General features: G+C 71.7%; 21 protein-coding genes. 12 read left to right on the forward strand and 9 right to left on the reverse strand.

The annotated features are described in order from the left end of the window. Window positions 1-63: 63 nt before the first annotated feature. Complete coding sequence (locus tag IF29_RS0104190; protein WP_030249695.1) at window positions 64-795, reverse strand: helix-turn-helix domain-containing protein; 732 nt, start codon at window positions 793-795, stop codon at window positions 64-66. A gap of 237 nt (window positions 796-1,032) precedes the next feature. Between IF29_RS0104190 and IF29_RS0104195 the strand changes: the two genes are divergently transcribed. Next, window positions 1,033-1,698, forward strand: coding sequence for a DUF4097 family beta strand repeat-containing protein (locus IF29_RS0104195; RefSeq protein ID WP_030249699.1), 666 nt, complete (start codon window positions 1,033-1,035; stop codon window positions 1,696-1,698). Between the two features lie 11 nt (window positions 1,699-1,709). Here the strand turns inward: IF29_RS0104195 and IF29_RS0104200 are convergent, their stop codons facing one another. Further along, window positions 1,710-2,150, reverse strand: a complete 441-nt coding sequence (locus IF29_RS0104200) for an OsmC family protein (RefSeq protein WP_030249701.1) — start codon at window positions 2,148-2,150, stop codon at window positions 1,710-1,712. Between the two features lie 206 nt (window positions 2,151-2,356). Between IF29_RS0104200 and IF29_RS0104205 the strand changes: the two genes are divergently transcribed. Next, window positions 2,357-3,028, forward strand: a complete 672-nt coding sequence (locus IF29_RS0104205) for a TetR/AcrR family transcriptional regulator (protein WP_030249704.1) — start codon at window positions 2,357-2,359, stop codon at window positions 3,026-3,028. Window positions 3,029-3,037: 9 nt separating this feature from the next. Here the strand turns inward: IF29_RS0104205 and IF29_RS0104210 are convergent, their stop codons facing one another. From IF29_RS0104210 to IF29_RS0104240, 7 genes are all read right to left on the reverse strand, one after another. Then, on the reverse strand, window positions 3,038-3,544 hold the full coding sequence (locus IF29_RS0104210) for a MarR family winged helix-turn-helix transcriptional regulator (RefSeq protein ID WP_030249707.1): 507 nt from the start codon (window positions 3,542-3,544) through the stop codon (window positions 3,038-3,040). 85 nt (window positions 3,545-3,629) lie between these two features. Continuing rightward, window positions 3,630-5,348, reverse strand: coding sequence for an FUSC family protein (locus tag IF29_RS0104215; RefSeq protein ID WP_030249709.1), 1,719 nt, complete (start codon window positions 5,346-5,348; stop codon window positions 3,630-3,632). 53 nt (window positions 5,349-5,401) lie between these two features. Beyond that, window positions 5,402-7,054, reverse strand: coding sequence for an RICIN domain-containing protein (locus IF29_RS0104220; protein ID WP_030249712.1), 1,653 nt, complete (start codon window positions 7,052-7,054; stop codon window positions 5,402-5,404). 182 nt (window positions 7,055-7,236) lie between these two features. Continuing rightward, a complete protein-coding gene (locus tag IF29_RS0104225; RefSeq protein WP_030249714.1) occupies window positions 7,237-7,959 on the reverse strand; it encodes a hypothetical protein in 723 nt (240 codons plus the stop codon). A gap of 76 nt (window positions 7,960-8,035) precedes the next feature. Then, the gene (locus IF29_RS0104230; RefSeq protein WP_030249716.1) at window positions 8,036-9,997 is read right to left on the reverse strand and encodes a zinc metalloprotease; all 1,962 of its coding nucleotides are present in this window, start codon (window positions 9,995-9,997) and stop codon (window positions 8,036-8,038) included. A 137-nt stretch (window positions 9,998-10,134) separates the two neighbouring features. Continuing rightward, complete coding sequence (locus IF29_RS0104235) at window positions 10,135-10,353, reverse strand: hypothetical protein (RefSeq protein WP_030249719.1); 219 nt, start codon at window positions 10,351-10,353, stop codon at window positions 10,135-10,137. 89 nt (window positions 10,354-10,442) lie between these two features. After that, window positions 10,443-10,658: a hypothetical protein gene (locus IF29_RS0104240; RefSeq protein ID WP_030249721.1), complete on the reverse strand. Its 216-nt coding sequence runs from the start codon at window positions 10,656-10,658 to the stop codon at window positions 10,443-10,445. Window positions 10,659-10,936: 278 nt separating this feature from the next. Between IF29_RS0104240 and IF29_RS0104245 the strand changes: the two genes are divergently transcribed. The 10 genes from IF29_RS0104245 (at window position 10,937) to IF29_RS41575 (ending at window position 21,709) form a co-directional block, all read left to right on the forward strand. Further along, window positions 10,937-11,332: a helix-turn-helix domain-containing protein gene (locus tag IF29_RS0104245; RefSeq protein ID WP_030249724.1), complete on the forward strand. Its 396-nt coding sequence runs from the start codon at window positions 10,937-10,939 to the stop codon at window positions 11,330-11,332. 159 nt (window positions 11,333-11,491) lie between these two features. Then, complete coding sequence (locus IF29_RS0104250; RefSeq protein ID WP_030249725.1) at window positions 11,492-11,767, forward strand: hypothetical protein; 276 nt, start codon at window positions 11,492-11,494, stop codon at window positions 11,765-11,767. An 89-nt stretch (window positions 11,768-11,856) separates the two neighbouring features. Next, window positions 11,857-12,576 carry a response regulator transcription factor gene (locus IF29_RS0104255; RefSeq protein WP_030249728.1) on the forward strand — a complete coding sequence of 240 codons (720 nt, stop codon included), beginning with the start codon at window positions 11,857-11,859 and terminating at the stop codon, window positions 12,574-12,576. Further along, window positions 12,573-14,006: a sensor histidine kinase gene (locus IF29_RS0104260; RefSeq protein ID WP_232242014.1), complete on the forward strand. Its 1,434-nt coding sequence runs from the start codon at window positions 12,573-12,575 to the stop codon at window positions 14,004-14,006. Before IF29_RS0104255 ends, IF29_RS0104260 begins: the two co-directional genes overlap by 4 nt. Before the next feature lie 124 nt (window positions 14,007-14,130). Next, the gene (locus IF29_RS0104265; RefSeq protein ID WP_030249733.1) at window positions 14,131-14,622 is read left to right on the forward strand and encodes a DUF1269 domain-containing protein; all 492 of its coding nucleotides are present in this window, start codon (window positions 14,131-14,133) and stop codon (window positions 14,620-14,622) included. A 43-nt stretch (window positions 14,623-14,665) separates the two neighbouring features. Further along, on the forward strand, window positions 14,666-16,204 hold the full coding sequence (locus IF29_RS0104270) for an FtsW/RodA/SpoVE family cell cycle protein (RefSeq protein ID WP_063757423.1): 1,539 nt from the start codon (window positions 14,666-14,668) through the stop codon (window positions 16,202-16,204). Between the two features lie 80 nt (window positions 16,205-16,284). Further along, complete coding sequence (locus IF29_RS0104275; RefSeq protein WP_030249737.1) at window positions 16,285-17,754, forward strand: penicillin-binding transpeptidase domain-containing protein; 1,470 nt, start codon at window positions 16,285-16,287, stop codon at window positions 17,752-17,754. Between the two features lie 52 nt (window positions 17,755-17,806). Next, window positions 17,807-18,736, forward strand: coding sequence for a ribokinase (rbsK, locus tag IF29_RS0104280; protein ID WP_030249738.1), 930 nt, complete (start codon window positions 17,807-17,809; stop codon window positions 18,734-18,736). A 75-nt stretch (window positions 18,737-18,811) separates the two neighbouring features. Beyond that, complete coding sequence (locus IF29_RS0104285; RefSeq protein ID WP_030249741.1) at window positions 18,812-20,275, forward strand: APC family permease; 1,464 nt, start codon at window positions 18,812-18,814, stop codon at window positions 20,273-20,275. A gap of 144 nt (window positions 20,276-20,419) precedes the next feature. Continuing rightward, on the forward strand, window positions 20,420-21,709 hold the full coding sequence (locus IF29_RS41575) for a sensor histidine kinase (RefSeq protein ID WP_232242015.1): 1,290 nt from the start codon (window positions 20,420-20,422) through the stop codon (window positions 21,707-21,709). Window position 21,710 lies beyond the last annotated feature (1 nt).

Raw genomic sequence — 21,710 nt, forward strand, 5'->3', positions numbered from 1 at the left:
CGGACTCCGGTGCCGGCAGCCGTCGCCGTCGGCGCGACTGTCCGTCCGCGATCTGACAGTGGCTCAGATGGTGGCGTCCGGGGTCGTCTCGGGTTTGGTGTGCAGGATTTCGCGGACCTGTTCGGCGGCGCGGAGGATGTTCTCGCTGATGAAGTCGCTGTAGCGGGCGATGTTCTCCAGGCGGGCGGCGGCCGGGGTGTTGCGGCCGAGGACGGCGACGCCCTGCCGTGCGGTGGCGGCGACCTGGGCGATGCCGTGGGCGCTGGCGACGGTGGACTGGTACCAGACGTCGTCGTCGATGGAGTAGCGCTCGCGGCGGCGTTCGTCGCGTTCCCGGCGGATCAGGCCCTGGCCGTCGAGGAACGTGATCGCCTTGGAGACGGACGCCGCGCTGACCTGGAGGTGCCGGACCAGTTCGGACGCGGTGACGCTGTCGTCGGCGATGAACAGGCAGGTCAGCACCCGGGCCGTCATCTTGGGCAGGCCCTGTTGCATCAGCAGGGTGGTGAATGCCTCCTCGTACTCGCGCACTGCCTTGTCGTCGCGCCCGTGGGCCTGGGCCGGCGCCTGCTGTCCGGGCGAAGGGGCCTGCTTGCGCCGGTGGGCGCGGCGTTCGGTGGCGCGGTGGGCCAGGTCGGCGCGGTAGCCGGTGGGGCCGCCGTTGCGCATCACCTCACGCGTGACCGTCGAGGTCGGACGGTCGAGGCGTCGGGCGATCTCGGCGTAGGGGAGGCTGTCGGCCAGCCCCAGCGCGATCTGCTGGCGTTCCTGCTGGGTGAGCCTGCCTCCCGGCATCACGGTCTCCTCGGTGGTGGTGGTGCCTCGCGGCGCTGACCTCACTATAGCGTTCAGTTCTCATCCATTGCAATGATGGAGCGCGCTGTCGTTGCGTTAGATTCAGAGCCGTTGCAACACTTTTCTTGGGTCTACCTGCATAGATGCTGATCTGCCGCAACGGGCATGTTGTCGGATTATGGAAAGCAACGTAGCGTTTCTCTTGTTGGAAACAGCGAACGACTACGGGAGAGCATGATGCAGAAGTTCGACACCCCCGCCCCGGTCTCCGCCGTCCTGGAGATCCCCGCCGGCCGGGTCCAGTTCATCGCTGCGGACCGCGCCGACACCACCGTCGAGGTCCGGCCGGCCGACCCGGCCAAGAGTCGCGACGTCAAGGCCGCCGAGCAGACCACCGTCGAGTACGCCGACGGCGTCCTGCGGGTCACCGCCGAGGCCACCGGCAACCAGCTCTTCGGCGCCTCCGGCTCCGTCGAGGTCACCGTCCAACTGCCCGCCGGCTCCCACGTCCAGGCCAAGGCCGCCAGCACCGAGCTGCGCGGCGTCGGACGCCTGGGTGACGTCGTCTTCGACGGCGCCTACCGCACCATCAAGATCGACGAGGCCGCCAGCCTGCGGCTGACCGCGGTCGACGGCGACGTCGAGGTCGGTCGCCTCGGTGGCCCCGCGACGATCAGCACCGCCCGCGGCGACATCACCATCGCCGAGGCCGTCCGCGGCATCGTCGAGCTGAGCACCCAGTCCGGCAGCATCTCGGTCGGCGCCGCCCCCGGCGTCTCCGCCGCCCTGGACGCCGGCACCGGCTACGGCCGGGTCAGCAACGCGCTCAAGAACGACGGCAGCACCGAACTCCGGATCCACGCCACCACCCCCCAGGGCGACATCAGCGCCCGCAGCCTCTGAGGGCGGCGCGGTCAGGCCTCCACGACCGTCGCGGTGACGTGCGTACCGATCTCGATGGTGCGGCTCACGGTGCAGAGGCGGTCGTGGGAGGTCTTGACCGCCCGGGGGAGGATCGCCCGGGCGCGATCTCCGGACTCCCCCTCCGGGAAGGTGACGGAGAAGCTGACCGCGAGGTCGGTCATCCGGTTGCCGAGCTCGTCGCTGATCTTGTTGCCGGTCACGGTGACGGTGAATCCGCTGGGCTCCACATGCCGGCCGGTGGCGACATCGACGTCGGCCGCGGTGCACCCGCCGATCGCGGCGAGCAGCAGCTCGACCGGGCTGAACTCGCTGTCGCCGTCCGGACCGGAGCCGGTGCCGAAGCTGATCGTGCCACCGCGGGGATTGGTCGCGGTGAAGTGTCCGGTGCTGGTCCGCTCGATGGTGACGGAGCGAAGGGTGTTGTCGGTCATGTCGACGACACTAGTGCGGGGTGGGGCAGGTCACACCTCCGCCCGGCCCGGGGCGGAACACCGATGGGTGGTTGACCGTTCTACTAGGTGTCGGCGGTCGCGCCGACCACGATCTGCCCCGGCTGGCCTCCCCCGTCCAGCCGGGGCTTCCCTTTGTCCGGACGCCGGCCCGTCCGAGTGCCCTGCTGTGGCAGAATCAGATTTTGATGATAGAGAGCGCGATTCCCGAGCAGGCAAACGATATTGCCGCGCGTATCGCCCGGCGGTCGCTGGCCAAGCAGGAGGCGGACCATGCCAGCGATGTCCGCCGCCTGCTCGATGCCGCCTATGAGGTCATCACGCGCTGCGGGACGGAGTCGCGCCCCCGGGTCGCCGACATCGTGGCCGCCGCAGGCCTGTCGAACGACGCCTTCTACCGCTACTTCCGCTCCAAGGACGCCCTGGTCGCGGCTCTCCTGCTGCACGGCACCGAGCAGTTGGTGAGCTACACCGTCCATCAGATGGGCAAGGAGACGACCCCGGCCGGACGGGTCCGGCGCTGGGTCGAGGCGGTCTTCTGCCAGACCCGGGAGGACATGGCGGCCGCGACCCGGGCCCTGCTCTGGAACGGGAGCAACCTCGGCGACGGTCCGGCCTCGGCCCGCTATGCGCATGTCGCCCCGCTGGCCGCCCTGTTGCACGGGCCCTATGCCGAACTGGGCAGCGCCGACCCGGAGATGGACGCCTCGCTGACCACCCACGCGGTCCTCGGCAAGATCTCCGACTATGTGTTCCGCCATGTCGTGCCGACCCGGGCCGAGTTGGACCGCATCGTCGGATTCACCCTGCGGGCCGGCGGCGGGGCCGTGCTGGAGCTCGGGGCCGGGGAGCGGGAGTGAACTTCAGCTTCAGTAGGGCAGCAGGCTTCCCAGCCGGCCCTCCAGGACCACCAGCAACTCGCTGAGCCCTTCCGAGAGTTCGCCCTGCCGCTGCTCGCCGAGGCCGGACAGCAGCGCGCGCTCGTACGCCAGCTGGTCCGGGAGCAGACCGTCGATCAGATCGCGTCCCGCGTCGGTGAGCGAGAGGTGGACGACGCGGCGGTCGCGGGCGTCGGCGCGGCGCTCGACCAGGCCGCGGTCGGCCAGCTGCCGGACCCGCTTGGTGACCGCGGCGCCGGAGGAGAAGGTCTCCCGGGCCAGCCGGCTGGGCGTCAGATCACGGTCGACCCGGCGCAGCGTGCCGAGGAGGTCGAACTCGGGACGGGTCAGCCCGGCGCCGATGAGCGGGGCGTCCGCGGCCTGCTGCAGCAGTGCGGAGCAGCGGTTGATCCGTCCGATGAGCGCCATCGGGGCGGTGTCGAGGCCGGGGTCGAGCCGGTGCCACTGGCGGAGTACCCCTTCGACCACGTCTTCCATACCGCCTCCTCTCGCTCGGCTGCCGATCCTACGCGTCCGCACGGCTCGCGCCGGTTCACGTCGGTCCGCATCCGTCCAGGCGGGTTCAGGCCGCGGTCGGCAGCCCCCGCAGGGCCGGGTCGAGCCGACGGCTCAGCTCGGCCAGCACCGGGTGGCTGCGCTGCTCGGCGGCGCTGATCCGGTCCTCGGGAAGGGTCCGCTGGCGCCACTCGCCGCCCGCCGTGTCCGCGGCCTCGCGGAGCTCGACCAGGGCGTTGGTCAGCCGGTCCCTGGCCCAGCCCAGCTCGTAACGGTCGACCTGCCGGGCCGGGGCGTCCAGCAGCCGTGCGGCCTCGGCGCGGGTGGCCGCGACCGCGGCGAGGGCCCGTTCGGCGCGGTCCGAGACATGCCGGTCGGTGATCAGGAAGCAGCAGGCCAGGCCCACTGCCGCGCCCACCACGGTGTCCAGGGCCCGGTCCGCGATCAGCTCGCCGGCCGGCTGGGCCTGGGCGAACTGGACCATCAGCAGCGACATCGGGGTGACGAACACGCTGGCCAGCCAGTAGCCGCGGCTGATGGTCGCCTCGGTGGCGAACTGGCAGGCCAGCGCGGCCAGCACCAGGACCGCCGCGCCGAGCCCGGTGAGCGGCAGCAGGACGGCGAACAGCACCAGTCCGATGACATTGCCGAGCACCCGGTTGAGCGCCCGGTTCCAGCTCAGCACGGTGTTGGCCTGGAAGACGGAGGCGGCGGTGACCACGGCCCAGTAGGGGCGTCCGACGCCCAGCTCCATGGAGGCCCAGCCGGCCAGCGCGCAGCCGAGGGCCACCCGCGCGCCGATGGTCAGCAGGGGCGATCCGGGGCGCAGCGCCCGCAGCAGCGGTACCCGGCCGTCCGTTCCGGGGGCGAGGGGAGCACGGCGGTGCAGGTGGCCCCCGCTCGGCGATCGCTCGACCCCGGCGCCGGTGCCAGCCCCAGGGACAGCATCCAGGTCTGCCAGTTCGGCGGTCTCGGCGCCGGTGGGGGAGAGGTCGGGCAGCGGCCCCCGGCTCCGCAGCGCGCCGGCCCAGAGGCGCAGCTGCCCGGGCTCGGCGGTGCCGGATCCCGCGCGGATGAGCAGCAGCTCCAGCCGGCCGCGGTCCGCGACGGCCGCGGTGCTGCGGGCCGGCACCAGCAGCACGGTGCGCCAGGCCGCGGCCGCCGTCGCGGCCCGGGCGGCGGGTGCTCCCTGCCCGGCGGCCGCCTCCAGCGCCCGGGCGACCGCGTGCCGCTGCGGCCCCTGCGGGCGCAGCAGCGCGGGCGCCATGCAGACCAGCCAGGCGAAGGCGCCGGCGGCCAGGGTGAGGGCCAGGTGTGCGGGCACGTCCGCGAGCCGCTGCGGGACGAAGACGCAGCTGGCGGCGATGAAGGTGGGGATGAGATTGGCCGGCGGCCCGATCCGGGTGGCGTCGCACAGCATCTTGTGGACGGCCGCCAGCAGGGCCGCGACGGCGACCCGGACCACGGTGGAGTCGGTGCTCGCGGCGGTGGTGAGCGCGATGGCCACGCTCGCGGTCATGCTCAGCACGACCCAGCCGAGGGTGCGGGCCCGGGCCGCGTACGGCAGTCCGTGGGCGTAGAGGGCGCACAGTCCGCCGCCGGAGGTGTAGAGGGCGAGGTCGAGCCGGCCCAGTGCCAGCAGCACCAGGTCCGCCGCGCCCAGCGCGATCACCGCGCTGAGCGCCGGCCGGTGCCACCCCGCCGCCACCTGCCGCAGCCGCAGGGCGCTGCGCACCCGCAGTTGCCTGGTCGGCCCGGGGGTGCGCGTCGCCGTCTCTGTCGCCATACCGTCAATGTTAGCAGGTAATTTACTCGTGAAATATATCCACGGGTGCGGCGTCAGCCGTGCAGGTAGACGATGCCGAGCTTGGTCAGCTGCCACAGCTGGCCGGCCGCGCCGGTGTCCGGCTGCAGCTGGGTGAGCGGGTTGCCGGAGCTGTCGGCGGCGGGACCCGCGGTGGCGACCATCGCGGTGTTCTGCGAGTCGGCGATCTCGTAGAGACCGTTGCCGGCCGGCTTCAGCACCCAGTGCTGGGCGCCGGTGCCGTTGCAGGTCCACTGCCGCAGCTGGGTCCCGGCGGCGGTGGAGCCGTTGGCCGCGTCCAGGCACATCGCCCGGTTGCCGCTGAAGTTCAGCGTGTAGCTGCCGTCGGACTGGGCCTCGAAGACGAAGGACTGGTTCAGGCCGCCGGTCGCCGGATAGGTGATGGCCACCCTGCCCTTGGTGCTGTCGCCGTAGGTCCCGCCTCCGGAGAGGTCCAGCACATTGCCGTCGGCACGGCTGGTGAGCTGGAACCAGGCGCCGTCGTCGGGGGCGTCGGCGAACGGCTGACCGGCCGTCAGCGGCTCGATGGTGGTGCCGTCGCCCTGGTCCAGGGTGCAGTAGGCCTCCTGCTGGGACGGTGCGCGGTAGAACTCCGCGAGGCAGGCGGCCTCGCCCTGGTACCCGGCCACCCGCAGGTGGTACGACTGCCGGATCTCGTTCTCGCACAGGCCGAGGATGCCGATGGAGTAGTCACAGCCGTTGCGGGTGTTCTCGCTGAGGTCGATCACGTCGCCGTTGGTGTACTCGTACGGCGAGGTGGTCATCTCGGCGCAGACCTCGTGGCCGTAGCTGACCCGGCGCTGGTCCAGGAAGCGCACGCCCGGCACCGCCTCGGCCGCCGTCCGCAGCGCGTCGTCCAGCTGCGGGACCACCCAGTTGTGGCCCCAGGCCAGGTCCTCGGGGAAGGCCGGGCAGCCCTGGGCGACCTTGTCGGCGTAGCTGTTGCTGCGGATGTCCGGGGTGATCGGGCTGAAGTAGGACTGCATGACCAGCTGGTAGTCGCCGTCCGCGTAGCCCGCGGTGCGCATGGTCTGCCGGACGTCGGTCAGTGCCGCCTCGATCTTGGGGATCACGGCCTTGGCGCGGGCGCTGATGGCGGCGCTGCCGATGGTGTCGCGGCAGCCGGTCGACTGGGGGATGGGGAAGTACTGCCCGAGGCAGCTCTCCATGATCCCGCTGAAGTCGAAGTCGTCGTTGGCGCCGATGGTCACCACGACCATCTTCACCTGGTACGTCGCCGCGGCCTGGGCCAGCTGCAGGTCCTGCTTGGCCTCGCCGAAGTCGCCGCTGCCGCCGCCGGTGACCTTGGCCAGGGTCGGGTCGCTGACCAGGTCGCCGGTCTGGGCGCCGGAGCAGGCCAGGTCGACGCCGGTGATCCCGGCCAGCCCGGTGTCGTAGATCTCCGACTGGGGGTGGCGGTGGCAGTAGTTGGTGGGGCCGTCGGTCCCGGCGGTGTAGCCGTCGGCGGTGTCGGTGCCCGCGCCCTCCCCGGAGATGGCGCTGTCGCCCAGGGCGACGATCGCGGGGGTGCGGGTCGCGGCGGCCGCGGCCGGTGCGAGGTCCGGGGCGGCGGCCGAGGCCGAGCCGGGGACGCCGCTCAGGGCGAGGGCCGCGAACAGACAGGACGCGGCGAGGGCGGCGGTGCGGGGCAGGACTGATCTGGTCACGCGGGGCTCCTCTGGATGCAGGGAACACCCCCCGGCTGGAGGCCGGGGGGTGGGAGTGCGGAGCGGGAGAACAGCGTCGATCAGTGCCAGATGCTAGGTACCGGCGGGTAACAAAACAAGAGCAGTGCTCATATTTTTTGGACATGCCAAACCCGCGCAGCAGTCCGGACGGTGCGGACCCGTCAGTGCGTCAGCATGCGGTGCATGGTGACGGTGGGGGCCATCGCGGCCAGGGCGTCGACGCCCGGCCCCTTGGGCGCGCTGGCGGCACCGGCCTTGAGGATCGCGGTGACCTGGGCCGCCAGCGCGTCGGCCTGGGCCTGGACCGAGGCGATCGAGGCGTCGGAGCGGCCCAGGGCGTCCAACGAGCGGTGGATGTTCGCCAGTTGACGCTGTGCCGAGGCGCTGAGGGTGAACGGGTTGGGCGTCGACACGATGAACTGGTAGGCCCCGGCGAAGGTCTGGCAGTCCGCGCAGTGGTTGTTGCCGGACCGGCTGTGGTTCTGGGCGTTGAGGTGGATGTTCTCCCCGGCCATGGTGATGATCTGGAAGGACAGCGCCACCGAGCGGCACGGCTTGGCCGCGGTGCAGGCCGAGGAGCTGGCGGAGGCCTGGTTGTAGGCCGACGCCGCGAACACCGTGCCGTACTGGTGCACGGTGAAGGAGTCGTCGAAGTCGGTCCGGTGGACCGGGTTGGCGTAGGACAGCGCCGCGTTGTCGGCGATGGCCACGCCGTGGGCGTTGCTGGAGAAGGTGCCCGGGGCGGCGGCCTGCGCGGTCGCCGTGGTGGCGATGGCGCCCAGGCCCACGGTGGCCAGCAGGCCCAGGCGGACGGCCTTGCGGCCGGCGCCGGTGCGCGGTGCTGCTTTGCGGTGCTCGTTGAGGCGGTGTTCGTTGGAATGCATGCGTTCTCTCCTGACGGATGTCCTGCCTGTGTCCTGCCTGACGGATGTCCTGCGGGATGAGGCCGTGCGCAGCGGTTCACGGGGTTGCCGTGGCCGGGGGAGCTGTGTCACTGCCTGTCGGGGTCGGCGTCGCCGTGGCGGTCGCCGTCGGGCCGGTGGTGGTCGGAGCCGCGGTGGTCGGCGCGGGGGTGGTGGGCGCGGGGGTGGTGGTCCCGTGCGTGGCCGGCGCGGTGGTGGGCGGCGGGACCTGACGGCCGGCCGCCGTGCTCTGCGCCGTGGCCGGGGCCGTGGTGAGGCCGGCGGTGGGCGTCGACGCGGCCGAGGTCGCGGTGGCGGAGGCGGTCGCCGAGGCCGACGAGGTGGACCCGGGGATGACGCCGGCCCCGCTGCTCATCCCGCCGCCGGGCGAGGCCGAGCCGCCGGGACCGCCGGACGAGGGCTGTCCTGACCCCTGGCCCGGGGCGGCCGGCTGGGTGGTGGGGACGCCCGGCTGCAGTACCGGCACCAGCGGCGGCTGCTGCGGCAGCGGCTTGGGGGTGGCGCCCCCGGCCCAGGCCACGCCGAGTCCGGCGACCGCGCTGAGGGCGACGGCGCAGAAGGCGAGCCGCAGCTTGGGACTGTCGCTGGTGGCCCGCAGCGCCGTGCGCAGCAGCCGTCCGCCCAGCCTGATCGAGAGGTAGGCCATTCCGGCGAGCGGGCAGACCAGCATGAAGCTGCCGAGCACGCCGACCAGGCCGACGGCGAGGTGTCCGTCGGCGAAAGCGGAAGCGGTGCCGCTCAGTTGGGCCACCAGTGAACGGGCGCCGGTGGCCAGGATCCGCGGCAGGTTCCACAGGGCGTAGCCCAGGTCGCCCAGCAGCAGCGGCACCATGGTGAGGACCCAGGTGGTGACGATGATCCGGGCCGAGCGCTTGAGCCCGGCGACCTCGGGGCGGACCGGCTTCCCCGGCACCATGCTCAGCAGGATCGGCTTGATCTTGCCGAACAGGTCGGGCACTCCGGCCAGGTCGCCCAGGATGTAGTAGCCGTCCAGCCGGACGGCCGGCATCAGCTGTTCCAGCACCTCGAAGTGGCCCAGGTAGACGGCGCTGAGGAAGAACTGCTGGCCGGTCAGGAAGTAGGCACCGCCCATGCCGAGCATGAAGACGATGTTGAAGTAGACGCCGCCGAGGTCGGTCCGGATCCGGCCGCCGCGGCCGATCCGGTAGACGTCGGTGACGTCGGTGTACATCGACGGCCAGATCAGGAAGAAGCCGCAGCCGATGCAGCCCGGGTGGGCGCCGCCGTAGCGGCAGGCGGAGGCGTGGCCGAACTCGTGGAACACCACCGAGGCCACGGTCAGCCCGAACACCGCCAGCAGCAGCACCGGCTGGTTGAGCACCTCCAGCACCGGGGTGATCGCGCCGTAGAAGCCGAACAGCCAGACGTCCATGAGCACCATGGACGCCAGCACCAGCACCACCATCAGCGGGCGGTGCAGCCAGGCCAGCGAGCGGCCGATGGTGTTGGCGCGCTTGGCGTCGAACATCACCCGGTGGCCCTTGAGGGCCAGCAGCAGGTCGGACCGGGGCGCGCCGGTGACCTCGTCGTCCTCCTGCCCGAACGGGACGGTGACGCCGAGGGGTTGGAGCTTCTGCTCGACCAGGTAGGCGATGTTCTCCTCGCTGACCTCGCGTCCGTACAGCGCGCTGACCCGGTGCGCGATCCGCTCGGTGTCGCGGATGCCGTCGACGGCGCCGGCGACCAGGTGGAGCAGCCGCGAGAGCTGCACCACCTGGCCGTCCCCTCGGCGTGCGATGTACTTGGGCTCGGTGAACCCGGAGCCCTGGTACTCGCCGTGCAGGCGGAGCCCCGCGCTCAACCGCGGCACGGGGAACACGGGTACGGGGTCCGCGGCCGCGAACTGGTGCGGCCCCGCCTGCGGGTCTGCGAAATCGATGAACTCCCGGGCGTCCTGCTGGTACGGGACGCCCTGGAGGGAGGTGGCGAATCCCCCCGGGCCGGGTACCAGTGCCCCCGGCTCCACACTGACGGTCATTGCTGTGCCTGTCCTCCCCCGGCGCGGGCCGCGCCCTCCCCTGGCGCGGCCCGCGCCCCTGGTGCTGCGTACTGCGTACTGCGGGTTGTGCGGTGGTGCAGGTGGTGCAGGTGTGGTGCGGGTCGTTCAGGTGCCGGCTACTGGCTGATGCTGATCGCCTGCGAGGCCTCGGACTGGGCGACCGAGCCGATCGAGCCCCAGTTGCCGGCGACGGAGGAGTTGCTCGCGTCGACGTTGGCGATGTGCTTGGTCACGTTGACCTTCTTGGTGAAGCTGAACTTCACCGTGGACAGCGCCTCGCGGCCGGGGAGCAGCTCGGCGGACTCGGCGTCGAGCTCGTGCATGTCCATGCTCATGGCAGTGCCTTTCGTGGTGTACTGACGATGGGTTCCGGCGGTGGGTGCCGGTTGTGCGTACTGACGGTGTGTGAGTAACCGCGGTGGTACTACTGGCTGATGCTGATGCCCTGGTCGGCGCCGGACTGCGCGGTGGAGCCCAGCGACAGCCAGTTGCCGGCCGACGAGGAGTTGCTGGCGCCGACGTTGGCGACGTGCTTGGTCACGTTGGTCACCGAGACCTTGGTGAACTTGAAGGTGCTCAGGGCCTCCCGGCCGGGGAGCAGCTCGGCCGACTCGTTGTCCATCTCGTGCATCTCAAGCATGGTCAATTCCCCCTAAGGAATGGACAGTTGCGGTCGGACGGGGAGGGATCCCCCCCACTCCCGTCCAACTCGGTCGGACGTCTTGTCCAACGAGATTGGACAGTAGTAGGCCTGAGCGTGGCGGCGCAAGCGATTCCGCCGCGACTTTCTGCAACGGACTGGTAACAGAGAGAAATTGCCAGGTGGGAGCGGGTGAACCGGTGACGCGGCCGGTGATCGCCGTAGAATCGGACCGTCACAGGCAGCCGGAGGGGCAGCCGACAGGAGGCGTCAGCCAGGTGTCCAACGCGCTGCAGCAGTTGATGAGGAGCCGCTTGGACCAGCAGGGCTGGTCCTATGGCGAGGCGGCCCGCAGGGGCGGCATCCCGCGCTCCACCGTGCACCATCTGGCTACCACCGAACGGCTGGTCAGGATGCCGCAGCCGGCCACCCTGGAGGGGCTGGCCCGGGCGCTGGACCTGCCGTTGGACGCCATCCGCCGGGCCGCCGCCGAGGCCTGCGGGATCCACCTCTACGCGGGCGAGCCGCCGGCCGGCGCCGCGGTCGCCCCCGACCCGGAGGTGGACGTGCTGATCGCCAGCCTGCAGAAGCTCTCGGTCGACGACCGCCGCCATGTCGCCGCGCTGGTCGAGTCGCTGCTGGACCGCGGCGATCATCAACAGACGGACAACTAACACGTCTCCTTTGGCAGTTGCGGTTCCCTGAATGCCCGGACATGACCGGATCGGGCGAATATCGGCGGTGACCCACGCTCTCGCCCGCATATGCGACTAGCGTCATTCCGGAGAGGGGCGGGTGAGTCGCACGCTGCCCCCCGGGACCAGGGGGAATCCATGCTGGTCGTTCAGGGAGGCCCCACCACCGCCGTCGTCCGGGGGAGCAGCGGCGAGTCCGTCGTGCTGCTCTCGGGCGAGCTGCCGGCGGTGCTCACCGACAGCAACCTCGACGAGGTGCTCGACCTCGCCGCGGCCGTCCTCGACGGCGAGGAGATGCTGCTGTTCCGCCGCTGCCTGGCCGCGCTGCGCCGGGGCGAGCTCATCGGCACCCGCCGGATCGAGATCGACGGCGCGGTGCTCACCGTCTACGGCTCCGATCCGCCCGGGCGCTGACCTGCCCGGGGGCCTGGTCGAGGCCGGTCGAACACGCCGAAGGGGGGCCCTCTTACTTCACTCTCACGCACGGCGGCGAGAATCGTCCCGTGACGTCGACAGTACTTCTGGCCGAGGACGACAGGGCCATCCGCGATTCCGTCGTGCGCCTGCTCACCCTGGAGGGCTACCAGGTGACCGCGGTCGCCGACGGTATCCAGGCGCTGGCCGCGATCCACCGGGAACACCCGGACGTCATCGTGCTGGACGTGATGATGCCCGGCATCGACGGCCTCGCCGTGTGCGGGGTGCTCCGGGCCGAGAACGACCGCACGCCGATCCTGATGCTCACCGCGCGGGTCGAGACCTCCGACCGGGTCGCCGGGCTGGACGCCGGCGCCGACGACTACATGGTCAAGCCCTTCGAGGCGGACGAGCTGCTGGCCCGGTTGCGCGCGCTGCTGCGCCGGGCCACGCCGGTCCCGGTCCCGGCCGACCCCCCGTCCAGTCAGAACGCCTTCGCCACCGAGGACGTCATCGAGGTCGCCGACCTGCGGATCGACCCGACCGCGCGGCGGGTCTGGCGGCAGCGCACCGAGATCGCGCTGTCCCGCACCGAGTACGACCTGCTGGAGCTGCTGGCCAGGAACGCCGGGATCGTGCTGGACCACAGCACCGTGTACGACCGGATCTGGGGCTACGACTTCGGCCCCGGCTCGAAGAACCTCGCGGTCTACATCGGCTACCTGCGCCGCAAGCTGGAGCTGCCGGACGCACCGGCGCTGATCCACACCGTCCGGGGCGTCGGCTACACCCTGCGCGAGCCGTGAAGGAGCGGGGCGCCGGCCGCTCCGCCCTCGGCGGCGCGGTCCGGCTGGCGCGGCGCCCGCTTCCGGCGGGCCTGAGGGCGCGCTTCGCGCTCGCCTTCGCCGGGGTCGCCGCCCTGGTGGCGGTGCTGGTCGGGGTGCTCGGCTACGACTCCGCCGCGACGCTGATCCGGCACGACCGGGCCAGCGACTTCAGCCAGTCGCTGGACACCCTGGTCGCCGCGGTCCAGCAGTCCCAGCTGCACACCAGCGACTTCCTGCCCTCCAACACCAGCCACGACCAGCTGGAGGACCGGCTGACCCAGTCCGGCGACATCGGCATCCAGGTGATCGCCGGGGACGGCACGGTGGTCGAGAAGGGCGCCCCCGACCCGCTCCCGGTCGACGCCGCGGACATCAAGCTCGCCATGGGCATGGCGGCCGGCAAGGACCGCAGCGTCAACCAGAACATCGGCGGCGACCGCTACCTCGTGGTCACCGTCTCGCTCGGCGACCGCCAGGGCGCGGTCCAGCTCTCCCAGCTGCTCAGCTCCACCGACGACCTGCTGGACCTGCTGCTGGAACGGGTCACCCTGGTCGCCACCGCAGTGGTGATCGCGGCCGGCGCGGCCGGCTGGTGGCTCGCCGGGCGGATCACCCGCCGGTTGGTCTGGCTCACCGGCGCGGCCGAGCAGGTCGCCTCCACCGGGCAGCTCGACGTGGACGTGCCCCGCCGCGGCAGCGACGAGATCGGCCGGCTCGGCCGGGCCTTCGACGACATGCTGGGACGGCTCGCCAGGTCCAAGGACGACCAGCGCCGGCTGGTCCAGGACGCCGGCCACGAGCTGCGCACCCCGCTGACCTCGCTGCGCACCAACATCGCCGCGCTGCCGCATCTGGACCGGCTCCCCCCGGAGTCGCGCGAGGCGCTGCTGGACGACCTGTCGACGGAGACCCGCGAGCTCAGCGTGCTGGTGAACGAGCTGGTGGAGCTGGCGGCCGACCGCAGGGAGGCCGAGGAGCCGACCGAGGTCGAGCTGGACGTGCTCGCCGACCGGGTGGCCGACCTGGCCCGGCGCCGCACCGGCCGCGAGATCGTGGTCGACTCGGTGCCGACCCCGGGCGTGGGACGCCCGGGCGCGCTGCAGCGGGCGATGACCAACCTGGTCGAGAACGCGGCCAAGTTCACCCCCGAGCAGTCCGAGATCAGGCTCCGGGTCCGCCCCGGGCTGGTCTCGGTGCTGGACCGGGGCCCCGGCATCGACGAGGCCGACCTCAACCGGATCTTCGACCGCTTCTACCGGGCCACCAAGGCCCGCAGCCTGCCGGGCTCCGGGCTCGGCCTGTCGATCGTCCGGGAGGTCGCCGAGAGCCACGGCGGCACGGTCTACGCCCGCAACCGCTCCGAGGCGGACGGCGGCGGGGCGGAGATCGGCTTCACCCTGGCGATCTGACGCGGCAGCGATCTGACAGGGTGTGAAATGGCAGAACTGAACGACACGCCGACCAGCAAATCGGACAAATAGCTCAAACGCGGTTAGGTTCCCTGGTAGTTCCAGCCACAGACGGGAAGAAACCGTGAGCACTCTGATCGCTGTCGCCTACCCCGACCTCGCCACCGCCGAGAAGGTCCGCGCGCTCCTGGGCGACCTGCAGAAGCAGAAGCTGATCCAGCTCGAGGACGCGGTCGTCGTCGAGCGCAAGGAGGACGGCAAGGTCAAGCTGCACCAGGCCGTCAGCACCACCGGCGCGGGCGCGGCCGGCGGCGCGCTGTGGGGCGGCCTGATCGGGCTGCTGTTCTTCATGCCGCTGCTGGGCGCGGCCATCGGCGGAGCCACCGGGGCCGCGGTCGGCGCCTCCCAGGACTTCGGCGTCGACGACGACTTCATGCGCAAGGTCGGTGCCGGTCTGGTCCCGGGCGCCGCGGCGCTGTTCGTCCTGGTCCAGAATGCCGTCCAGGAGAAGGTCGTCCCGCAGATCGCCCCGTTCGGCGGCCAGCTGATCCAGACCTCGCTCAGCGAGGAGCAGGAGACCCACCTCCGCGAGGCCGTCCGCGCCGCACAGGGCTGACGCCCTCCGGGTCGGCTCTGTTCCCTCCGTTCCGAGGATGTCGATGGCCGCCGCGACTGCCCCTGCGATCCCTGCGCCGCCGCGGGTCCGCACCCGCCGCGCCACGGAACTGCTGCTCACCGTCCTCGCCGTGCTCATCGCCGTCTTCGGCTACGCGGACGTGGGCTCCTCCATCGACGGGAAGGTCCCCGCCGACACCCTGGGGTACGGGGTCGGCCTCGGCGTGCTGGCGCTGCTGGCGCACCTCGCGGTGCGGCTGCGGGCGAAGTACGCGGATCCGCTGCTGCTGCCCTGCGCGGTGCTGCTGAACGGCCTCGGGCTGGTGGTGATCTACCGGCTCGACCGCGCCACCGCGACCTCGTCGGCACCCTCGCAGCTGATGTGGACCACCATCGGGGTGGCGCTGTTCATCGCCGTGGTGCTGTTCCTGCGGGACTACCGGGTGCTGCAGCGCTACGCCTACGTGCTGGCCTTCGGCGCCATCCTGCTGATGATCGTCCCGATCTTCCTCCCGGCCGTCTACGGGGCCAAGATCTGGATCAAGGTCGGTCCGCTCTCGTTCCAGCCGGGCGAGATCGCCAAGATCGCCCTGGCCATCTTCTTCGCGGCCTACCTGGCGGTCAGCCGCGACGTGCTCGCGCTGACCGGTCGGAAGATCTGGAGGCTGGAGCTGCCGCGCGGCCGCGACCTCGGCCCGATCGTGGTGATCTGGCTGCTCAGCACCGCGGTGCTGTTCCTGGAGCAGGACCTCGGCACCTGCCTGATCTTCTTCGGCCTGTTCGTGGTGATGCTCTACGTCGCCACCGGACGCATCGGCTGGATCGCCGTCGGCCTGGTCATGGTCGGCGTCGCGGTGGTGCCGGTGGCGCTGTGGGAGCCCCATGTGCACAGCCGCTTCGTGGACTGGCTGCACCCGATGGCCAGCATCGACGCCGGAGAGGGCGCCGGCCAGCTGGCCCAGTCGCTGTTCGCCTTCGCGGCCGGCGGCCTGCTCGGGACCGGGCTCGGCGAGGGCCACTCCTACCTGATCGGCTTCGCGGTGAAGTCCGACTGGATCCTCTCGACCTTCGGCGAGGAACTCGGCATGGTCGGCCTGGCCGCGCTGCTGCTGGTGTACGCGCTGGTGGTGGTCCGCGGCTACCGGACCGGCCGGGTGCTGCGCGACCCCTTCGGCCGGCTGCTGTCGATCGGCCTGGCCACGCTGCTGGCGCTGCAGGTGTTCGTGGTCGCCGGCGGTGTCACCGACCTCATCCCGCTGACCGGGATGACCATGCCCTTCCTGGCCCAGGGCGGCTCCTCGCTGCTGACCAACTGGGTGCTGGTGGCGCTGCTGCTGAAGATGAGCGACGCCGCCCGCCGCCCCGACCTGCCGCCGGAGCCCGGCGTCCTGGCGGTCCCGCCCGCGCCGCGGCCGGTAGCCCCGGAGGGGTCGGCCCCGCCGGAGCAGTCGACCCCGCCCGGGACCGGCGACCGAAGTGACGACCACGACCACGGCGACGACGACCACGGCGACGACGACCACGACCACGACGATGACGACGACCACGGCGACGACGACACCCAGGCGGTGCCCAGGCCATGAGCCCCTTCGGCCGGAAGAACCGGAAGCCCGGGCAGCAGCAGGCCGCCTCCGCGGCCCAGGCCGGCGCGGTGCGCCTCTCGCTGAGCCGCACCGCCCGCAGGGCCGGCATGTTCTGTCTGCTGCTGATCCTGGTGCTGCTGGTGAACCTCAGCCGGATCCAGGTCGTCCAGGCGAACAAGTACAACGACAACGCCGCCAACCAGCGCTCCACCATCGCCCGCTACGCCCAGCCCCGCGGCGACATCATCGTGGCGGGCAAGCCGGTCACCGGGTCGAAGCAGACCGGCGACAGCCTGTACCAGTACCGGCGCAGCTACACCGACGGCCCGCTGTACGCCGCGGTGACCGGCTTCTCCTCGCAGACCTACGGGAACACCCTGCTGGAGGGCGTCGAGGACGACATCCTCTCCGGTTCGGCGGACTCGCTCTCCACCCGCCCGCTGCTGGACGCGATCAGCCGCTCCCCGGTCCCCGGCGGCGACGTCTACACCACCATCAACGCCAAGGCCCAACAGGCGGCCCTGTCCGGTCTCGGCAGCAAGCGCGGCGCGGTCGCCGCCATCGAACCCTCCACCGGCCGGATCCTGGCCCTGGCCAGCACCCCCTCCTACGACCCCAACGGGATCACCGGCACCGGCAGCGCGGTCACCCAGAAGTGGTCCACGCTCAACAGCGACTCCACCCAGCCGATGCTCAACCGGGCGCTGCGGCAGACCTACCCGCCGGGCTCCACGTTCAAGGTGGTCACCATGTCGGCCGGTCTGGCGAACAACGTGGTCAGCGGCATCGACGTGGCCACGGACTCGCCCGACCCCTACACGGCCAAGGACACCACCACGGCCATCACCAACGAGAGCTCCAGCGACGCCTGCCAGAACGCGACCCTGAAGTACGCGCTGCAGGTGTCCTGCAACACGGTCTTCGCCAAGCTGGGCGTGGACGTGGGCGAGGCGAACATGGTGAAGATGGCGCAGGCCTACGGCTTCAACCAGAGCAGCCAGACCATCCCGGTCGGCGTGTCACGCAGCAACTTCGACACCGGACTGACCGGGCAGGCCTATCTGGCGCTGTCCTCGATCGGCCAGTACGACACGGCGGCCACCCCGCTGCAGATGGCCGAGGTGGTGGCGGCCGTCGCCAACAACGGCACGCTGATGAAGCCGATGCTGGTGTCCAAGGTGACCAGGGACGACGGCACCACCGTCCAGAGCTTCGCCCCGCAGACCTTCTCCCAGCCGGTGACCCCGGCCGTGGCGGCGGAGATCCAGCAGGCCATGGTCAGCGTGGTCACCGGCGGCACCGGCGGCAATGCGGCGATCCCGGGCGCCGTGGTCGGCGGCAAGACCGGTACGGCGCAGCACGGCGTGAACAACAGCGGGACGCCCTACGCCTGGTTCATCTGCTACGCCAGGCCCAGCGCGTCGGCGGCCTCCCCGGTCGCGGTCGCCGTGGTGATCGAGGACAGCAATGCCAACCGCGCCGATGTCAGTGGCGGCGGCCTGGCGGCGCCGGTCGCCAAGGCCGTGATGCAGGCCGTCCTCAACGGATGACCTCGCGCTCCGATCCGGGCCGGACCCCCGACGGCCGCCTAGAGTAATGCTCATGCCGAAGATCGCAGTGGTGGGCAGCATCAACCTCGACCTGGTGGTCCCGGTGCCGCACCACCCCGTGCCGGGGGAGACCGTGCTGGGCGGGGAGCTGGCCGAGCACCCCGGCGGCAAGGGCGCCAACCAGGCCGTCGCGGCGGCCCGGCTGGGGGCGCAGGTCGCCATGGTGGGGCGGGTCGGCGACGACGAGGCCGGCTCCGTACTGCGGGCCGCCCTGCAGCGGGAGGGGGTGGACGTCCGCTGGGTGCTGGCCGAGTCGGGGTTCAGGACCGGGCGGGCGCTGATCGCGGTGGACCGGGCCTCGGGTGAGAATTCGATTATCGTCAGCCCGGGTGCGAACACCGCTCTCGCGCCGGAGCACTGCGCCGCTTCGGGAACGGTGCTCCGCGACGCGGACGTCACGCTGTTGCAGCAGGAGATCCCGGCCGCCACCGTCGAGGCCGCGGCCCGGCTGGCCGGCGGCACCGTACTGCTGAACCCGGCCCCGGCCCGGTCCACCATGACCCGGGAGTCGCTGCGGGACCTGCTGGACATGGTGGACATCCTGGTCCCGAACCGCGCCGAGCTGGCCGCCATGGTCGGCCACGAGCTGCACGACCTGCACGCCGTCGCGGACGCCGCCCGCACCCTGCGTGGCCCGTCCGCCGTGGTGGTCACCCTTGGTGCGGACGGAGCACTGCTCTGCGAAGAGGGCGCCGTTCTGCTGGTACCCGCACTGGCGGTCACCCCGGTGGACACCACCGCCGCAGGGGACGCCTACTGCGGCGCGCTGGCCTGCGCCGTCGCCGAGGGCCTCCCGCTGCACGAGGCGGTGCGGAACGCCAACGCGACGGCCGCCCTGGCCACCACCCGCCCCGGCGCGCAGCCCTCACTGCCGACCCGCGCCGAGGTGGAGAAGCTGCTGGGACACGACTTCCTGCCCTAGGTAGTTTGTCCTTTTTGTCGCACCATCATGCGACGATGCGTCAGACCCCCTGACGCGACCGGAGGACAGCCCACCATGGCCAGCAAGGCGACCCTCGGTCAGCAGGTCCTGCGCCGCAAGCCGGTGTCCGTGCTGATCGAGGAGAGCAGCGGCGACCTGCACACCGACACCCCGCTGGACCCGCCGCTGGACGCCGACGCGGCCGCCCCGCACCTGCGCCGCAGCATCGGCCTGCTGCAGCTCTCCGCCATCGGCATCGGCGCCACCGTCGGCACCGGCATCTTCTTCGTCCTCAACACCGCGGTGCCGGTGGCCGGCCCGGCCGTCGTCGTCTCCTTCGTGCTGGCCGCGATCACCGCCGGGCTCACCGCGCTCTGCTACGCCGAACTGGCCTCCGCCATCCCGGTCTCCGGATCGTCCTACTCCTACGCCTACGCGACCCTCGGCGAGATCGTCGCCTTCGGCGTCGGCGCCTGCCTGCTGCTGGAGTACGGGGTGTCCGCCTCGGCCGTCTCGGTCGGCTGGGGCCAGTACCTCAACGAGTTCTTCAGCGACGCCTTCGGCTTCACCCTCCCCGACGCCATCGCCCAGCCCCCGGGCGACGGCGGCTATGTGAACGTCCCGGCCATGGTGCTGGTGCTGCTCTGCTGCCTGCTGCTGATGCGCGGGGCCAAGGAGTCGGCCCGGGCCAACGCCACCATGGTCGGCATCAAGCTGTGCGTCCTGGTGCTCTTCGTCGCCATCGCCCTGACCGGCTTCCACTCCGGCAACCTCAGGCCCTTCGCCCCGATGGGCTTCGCCGGCATCAGCAACGCGGCCTCCAGCATCTTCTTCTCCTACATCGGCCTGGACGCCGTCTCCACCGCGGGCGAGGAGGTCAAGGACCCGCACCGGACCCTGCCGAGGGCCATCATCATCGCCCTGGTCGTGGTCACGGTCCTGTACATCGGCGTGGCCATCGCCGCCGTCGGCGCGCAGAAGTGGACCCTGTTCGAGGGCCAGCAGGCCGGCCTGGCCCAGATCCTGCGCGACGTCACCGGCCAGACCTGGCCCTCCATCATGTTCGCGCTCGGGGCGATCGTCTCCATCTTCAGCGTCACCCTGGTCGTCATCTACGGACAGACCCGCATCCTCTACACCATGGGCCGGGACGGCGTGCTGCCCCCGCGCTTCGCCCAGGTCTCCCCGCGCACCGGCACCCCGATCTGGAACACCGCGGTGGTCAGCACCGGTGTGGCCCTGCTGGCGGGCTTCGTACCGCTGGACGTACTGGCCGACCTGACCTCGCTGGGCACGCTGGTCGCCTTCAGCGTCGTCTCCATCGGTGTGATGATCCTCCGCCGCACCAACCCCGACCTGGAACGCGGCTTCAAGGTCCCGGGCTACCCGGTCACCCCGGTGCTCAGCGTCGCCTTCTGCGTCTACCTCATCAAGGGCCTGCACCCGCTGACCTTCGCCATGTTCGCCGCCTGGCTGGCCGGCGCCGCCTGGGTCTACTTCACCTACAGCCTCAAACACTCCCGCCTACGAGCGCACTAGCCAGGGGCGCGGGGCTCTGCTTGCTGAACAGCATGCGCTGCCAACCACCCCCGACCCGCACCCGACACCCTCAGTCCGTTGCACCCCCTGACATCCGGTCACGCCGCATATCCTCAAGACACGATGCCTGCCGTCCTGTCCCGAGTGCTCAATCCAGTAGTCCATCTGGCAGCGCTGGTGCGCCAGGCCGCCTGGGCCGCCCCCGACCAGCGCGTCCTCCTGCTGCCCACCCTGGCCTCCCACAACCGCGTCCGCTACGCCCTCGCGGCGACCCTCGGCGGAGCCGTCCTCGTCCTCACCGTCACCGCCGACACCCAGCTCAACCAGCTGGTCCCGGGCAGCCTCGCCTGGGCCCTGGCCGGGCTCCAGGTACTGCCCCTGCTGCTCGCGGCCACCCGCCCCCTCGCCGCCTGGCGGATCTCCGCGATCGGGCTCACCCTCACCACCTTCGCCGAGGTCGGCCACGCGCCGACCCCTTTCTGGCCCTGGCCGGTCAGCGGCTGCATCGCCTACACCCTGCTGCTCTTCGCCACCGCCCAGGTCTACGGCAGGGACGTCGCCGTCGGCATCGACCTGCTCACCGCGCTGGCGGTGCTCGCCCCGGCCGTCCCGCTGGTGGCCCTGCCCCCGGTGGTCTTCGCGGTGGCGGCCGTGGTGGTCAGCCTGGTGCTGGTGCTCGGCGAGTCGATCCACTCCCGGCAGGAGGCCGAACGCCACCTGGTCGCCGCCGAGGAGCAGCGCCGCGCGGGCCTGGCCCGCCAGGCCGTGCTGGAGGAGCGCTCCCGGATCGCCCGCGAGCTGCACGACGTGGTGGCCCACCACATGTCGATGATCGCCATCCAGGCCGAGGCCGCCCCCTACAAGGAACCCGGTCTGCCCGAGCAGACCCTGCGCACCTTCACCGCCATCCGCGCGGCCTCCACCACCGCGCTCACCGAGATGCGCCGGGTCATCGGCCTGCTCCGGGAGGAGGACGAGAACGCCGAACGGGCACCCCAGCCGGGCATCGACCGGATCCCCGAGATGGTCAGGGCCGCCCGCCAGGCCGGCATGCAGGTCGACCTCACCCTGGCCGGTGGCCCGGACCGGCCGCCCGCGGTGGTGGACGTCTCGGTCTACCGGATCGTCCAGGAGGCGCTGAGCAACGCGGGCCGCCATGCGCCGGGAGCCAGGGTCGAGGTCGAGGTGGTCCGCACCCGGGACGCCGTCCAGGTGCACGTCGCCGACGACGGCCGCAGCAACGGCGGCCCGGCCCCGGGCGGCAACGGCGGCCACGGCCTCACCGGTATGCGGGAGCGCGCGGCGATGCTCGGCGGCACCCTGCGCGCCGTCCCGCGCGAGCACGGAGGCTTCGAGGTGACGGCGGAACTGCCCCTGGACGGGGTGCCGGCGCAGCGCGGAGGAGAATCATCCGGGGACGATGAGGACAGCTGAC

It is taken from the genome of Streptacidiphilus jeojiense (genome assembly GCF_000719095.1).
Lineage (GTDB): Bacteria > Actinomycetota > Actinomycetes > Streptomycetales > Streptomycetaceae > Streptacidiphilus > Streptacidiphilus jeojiensis.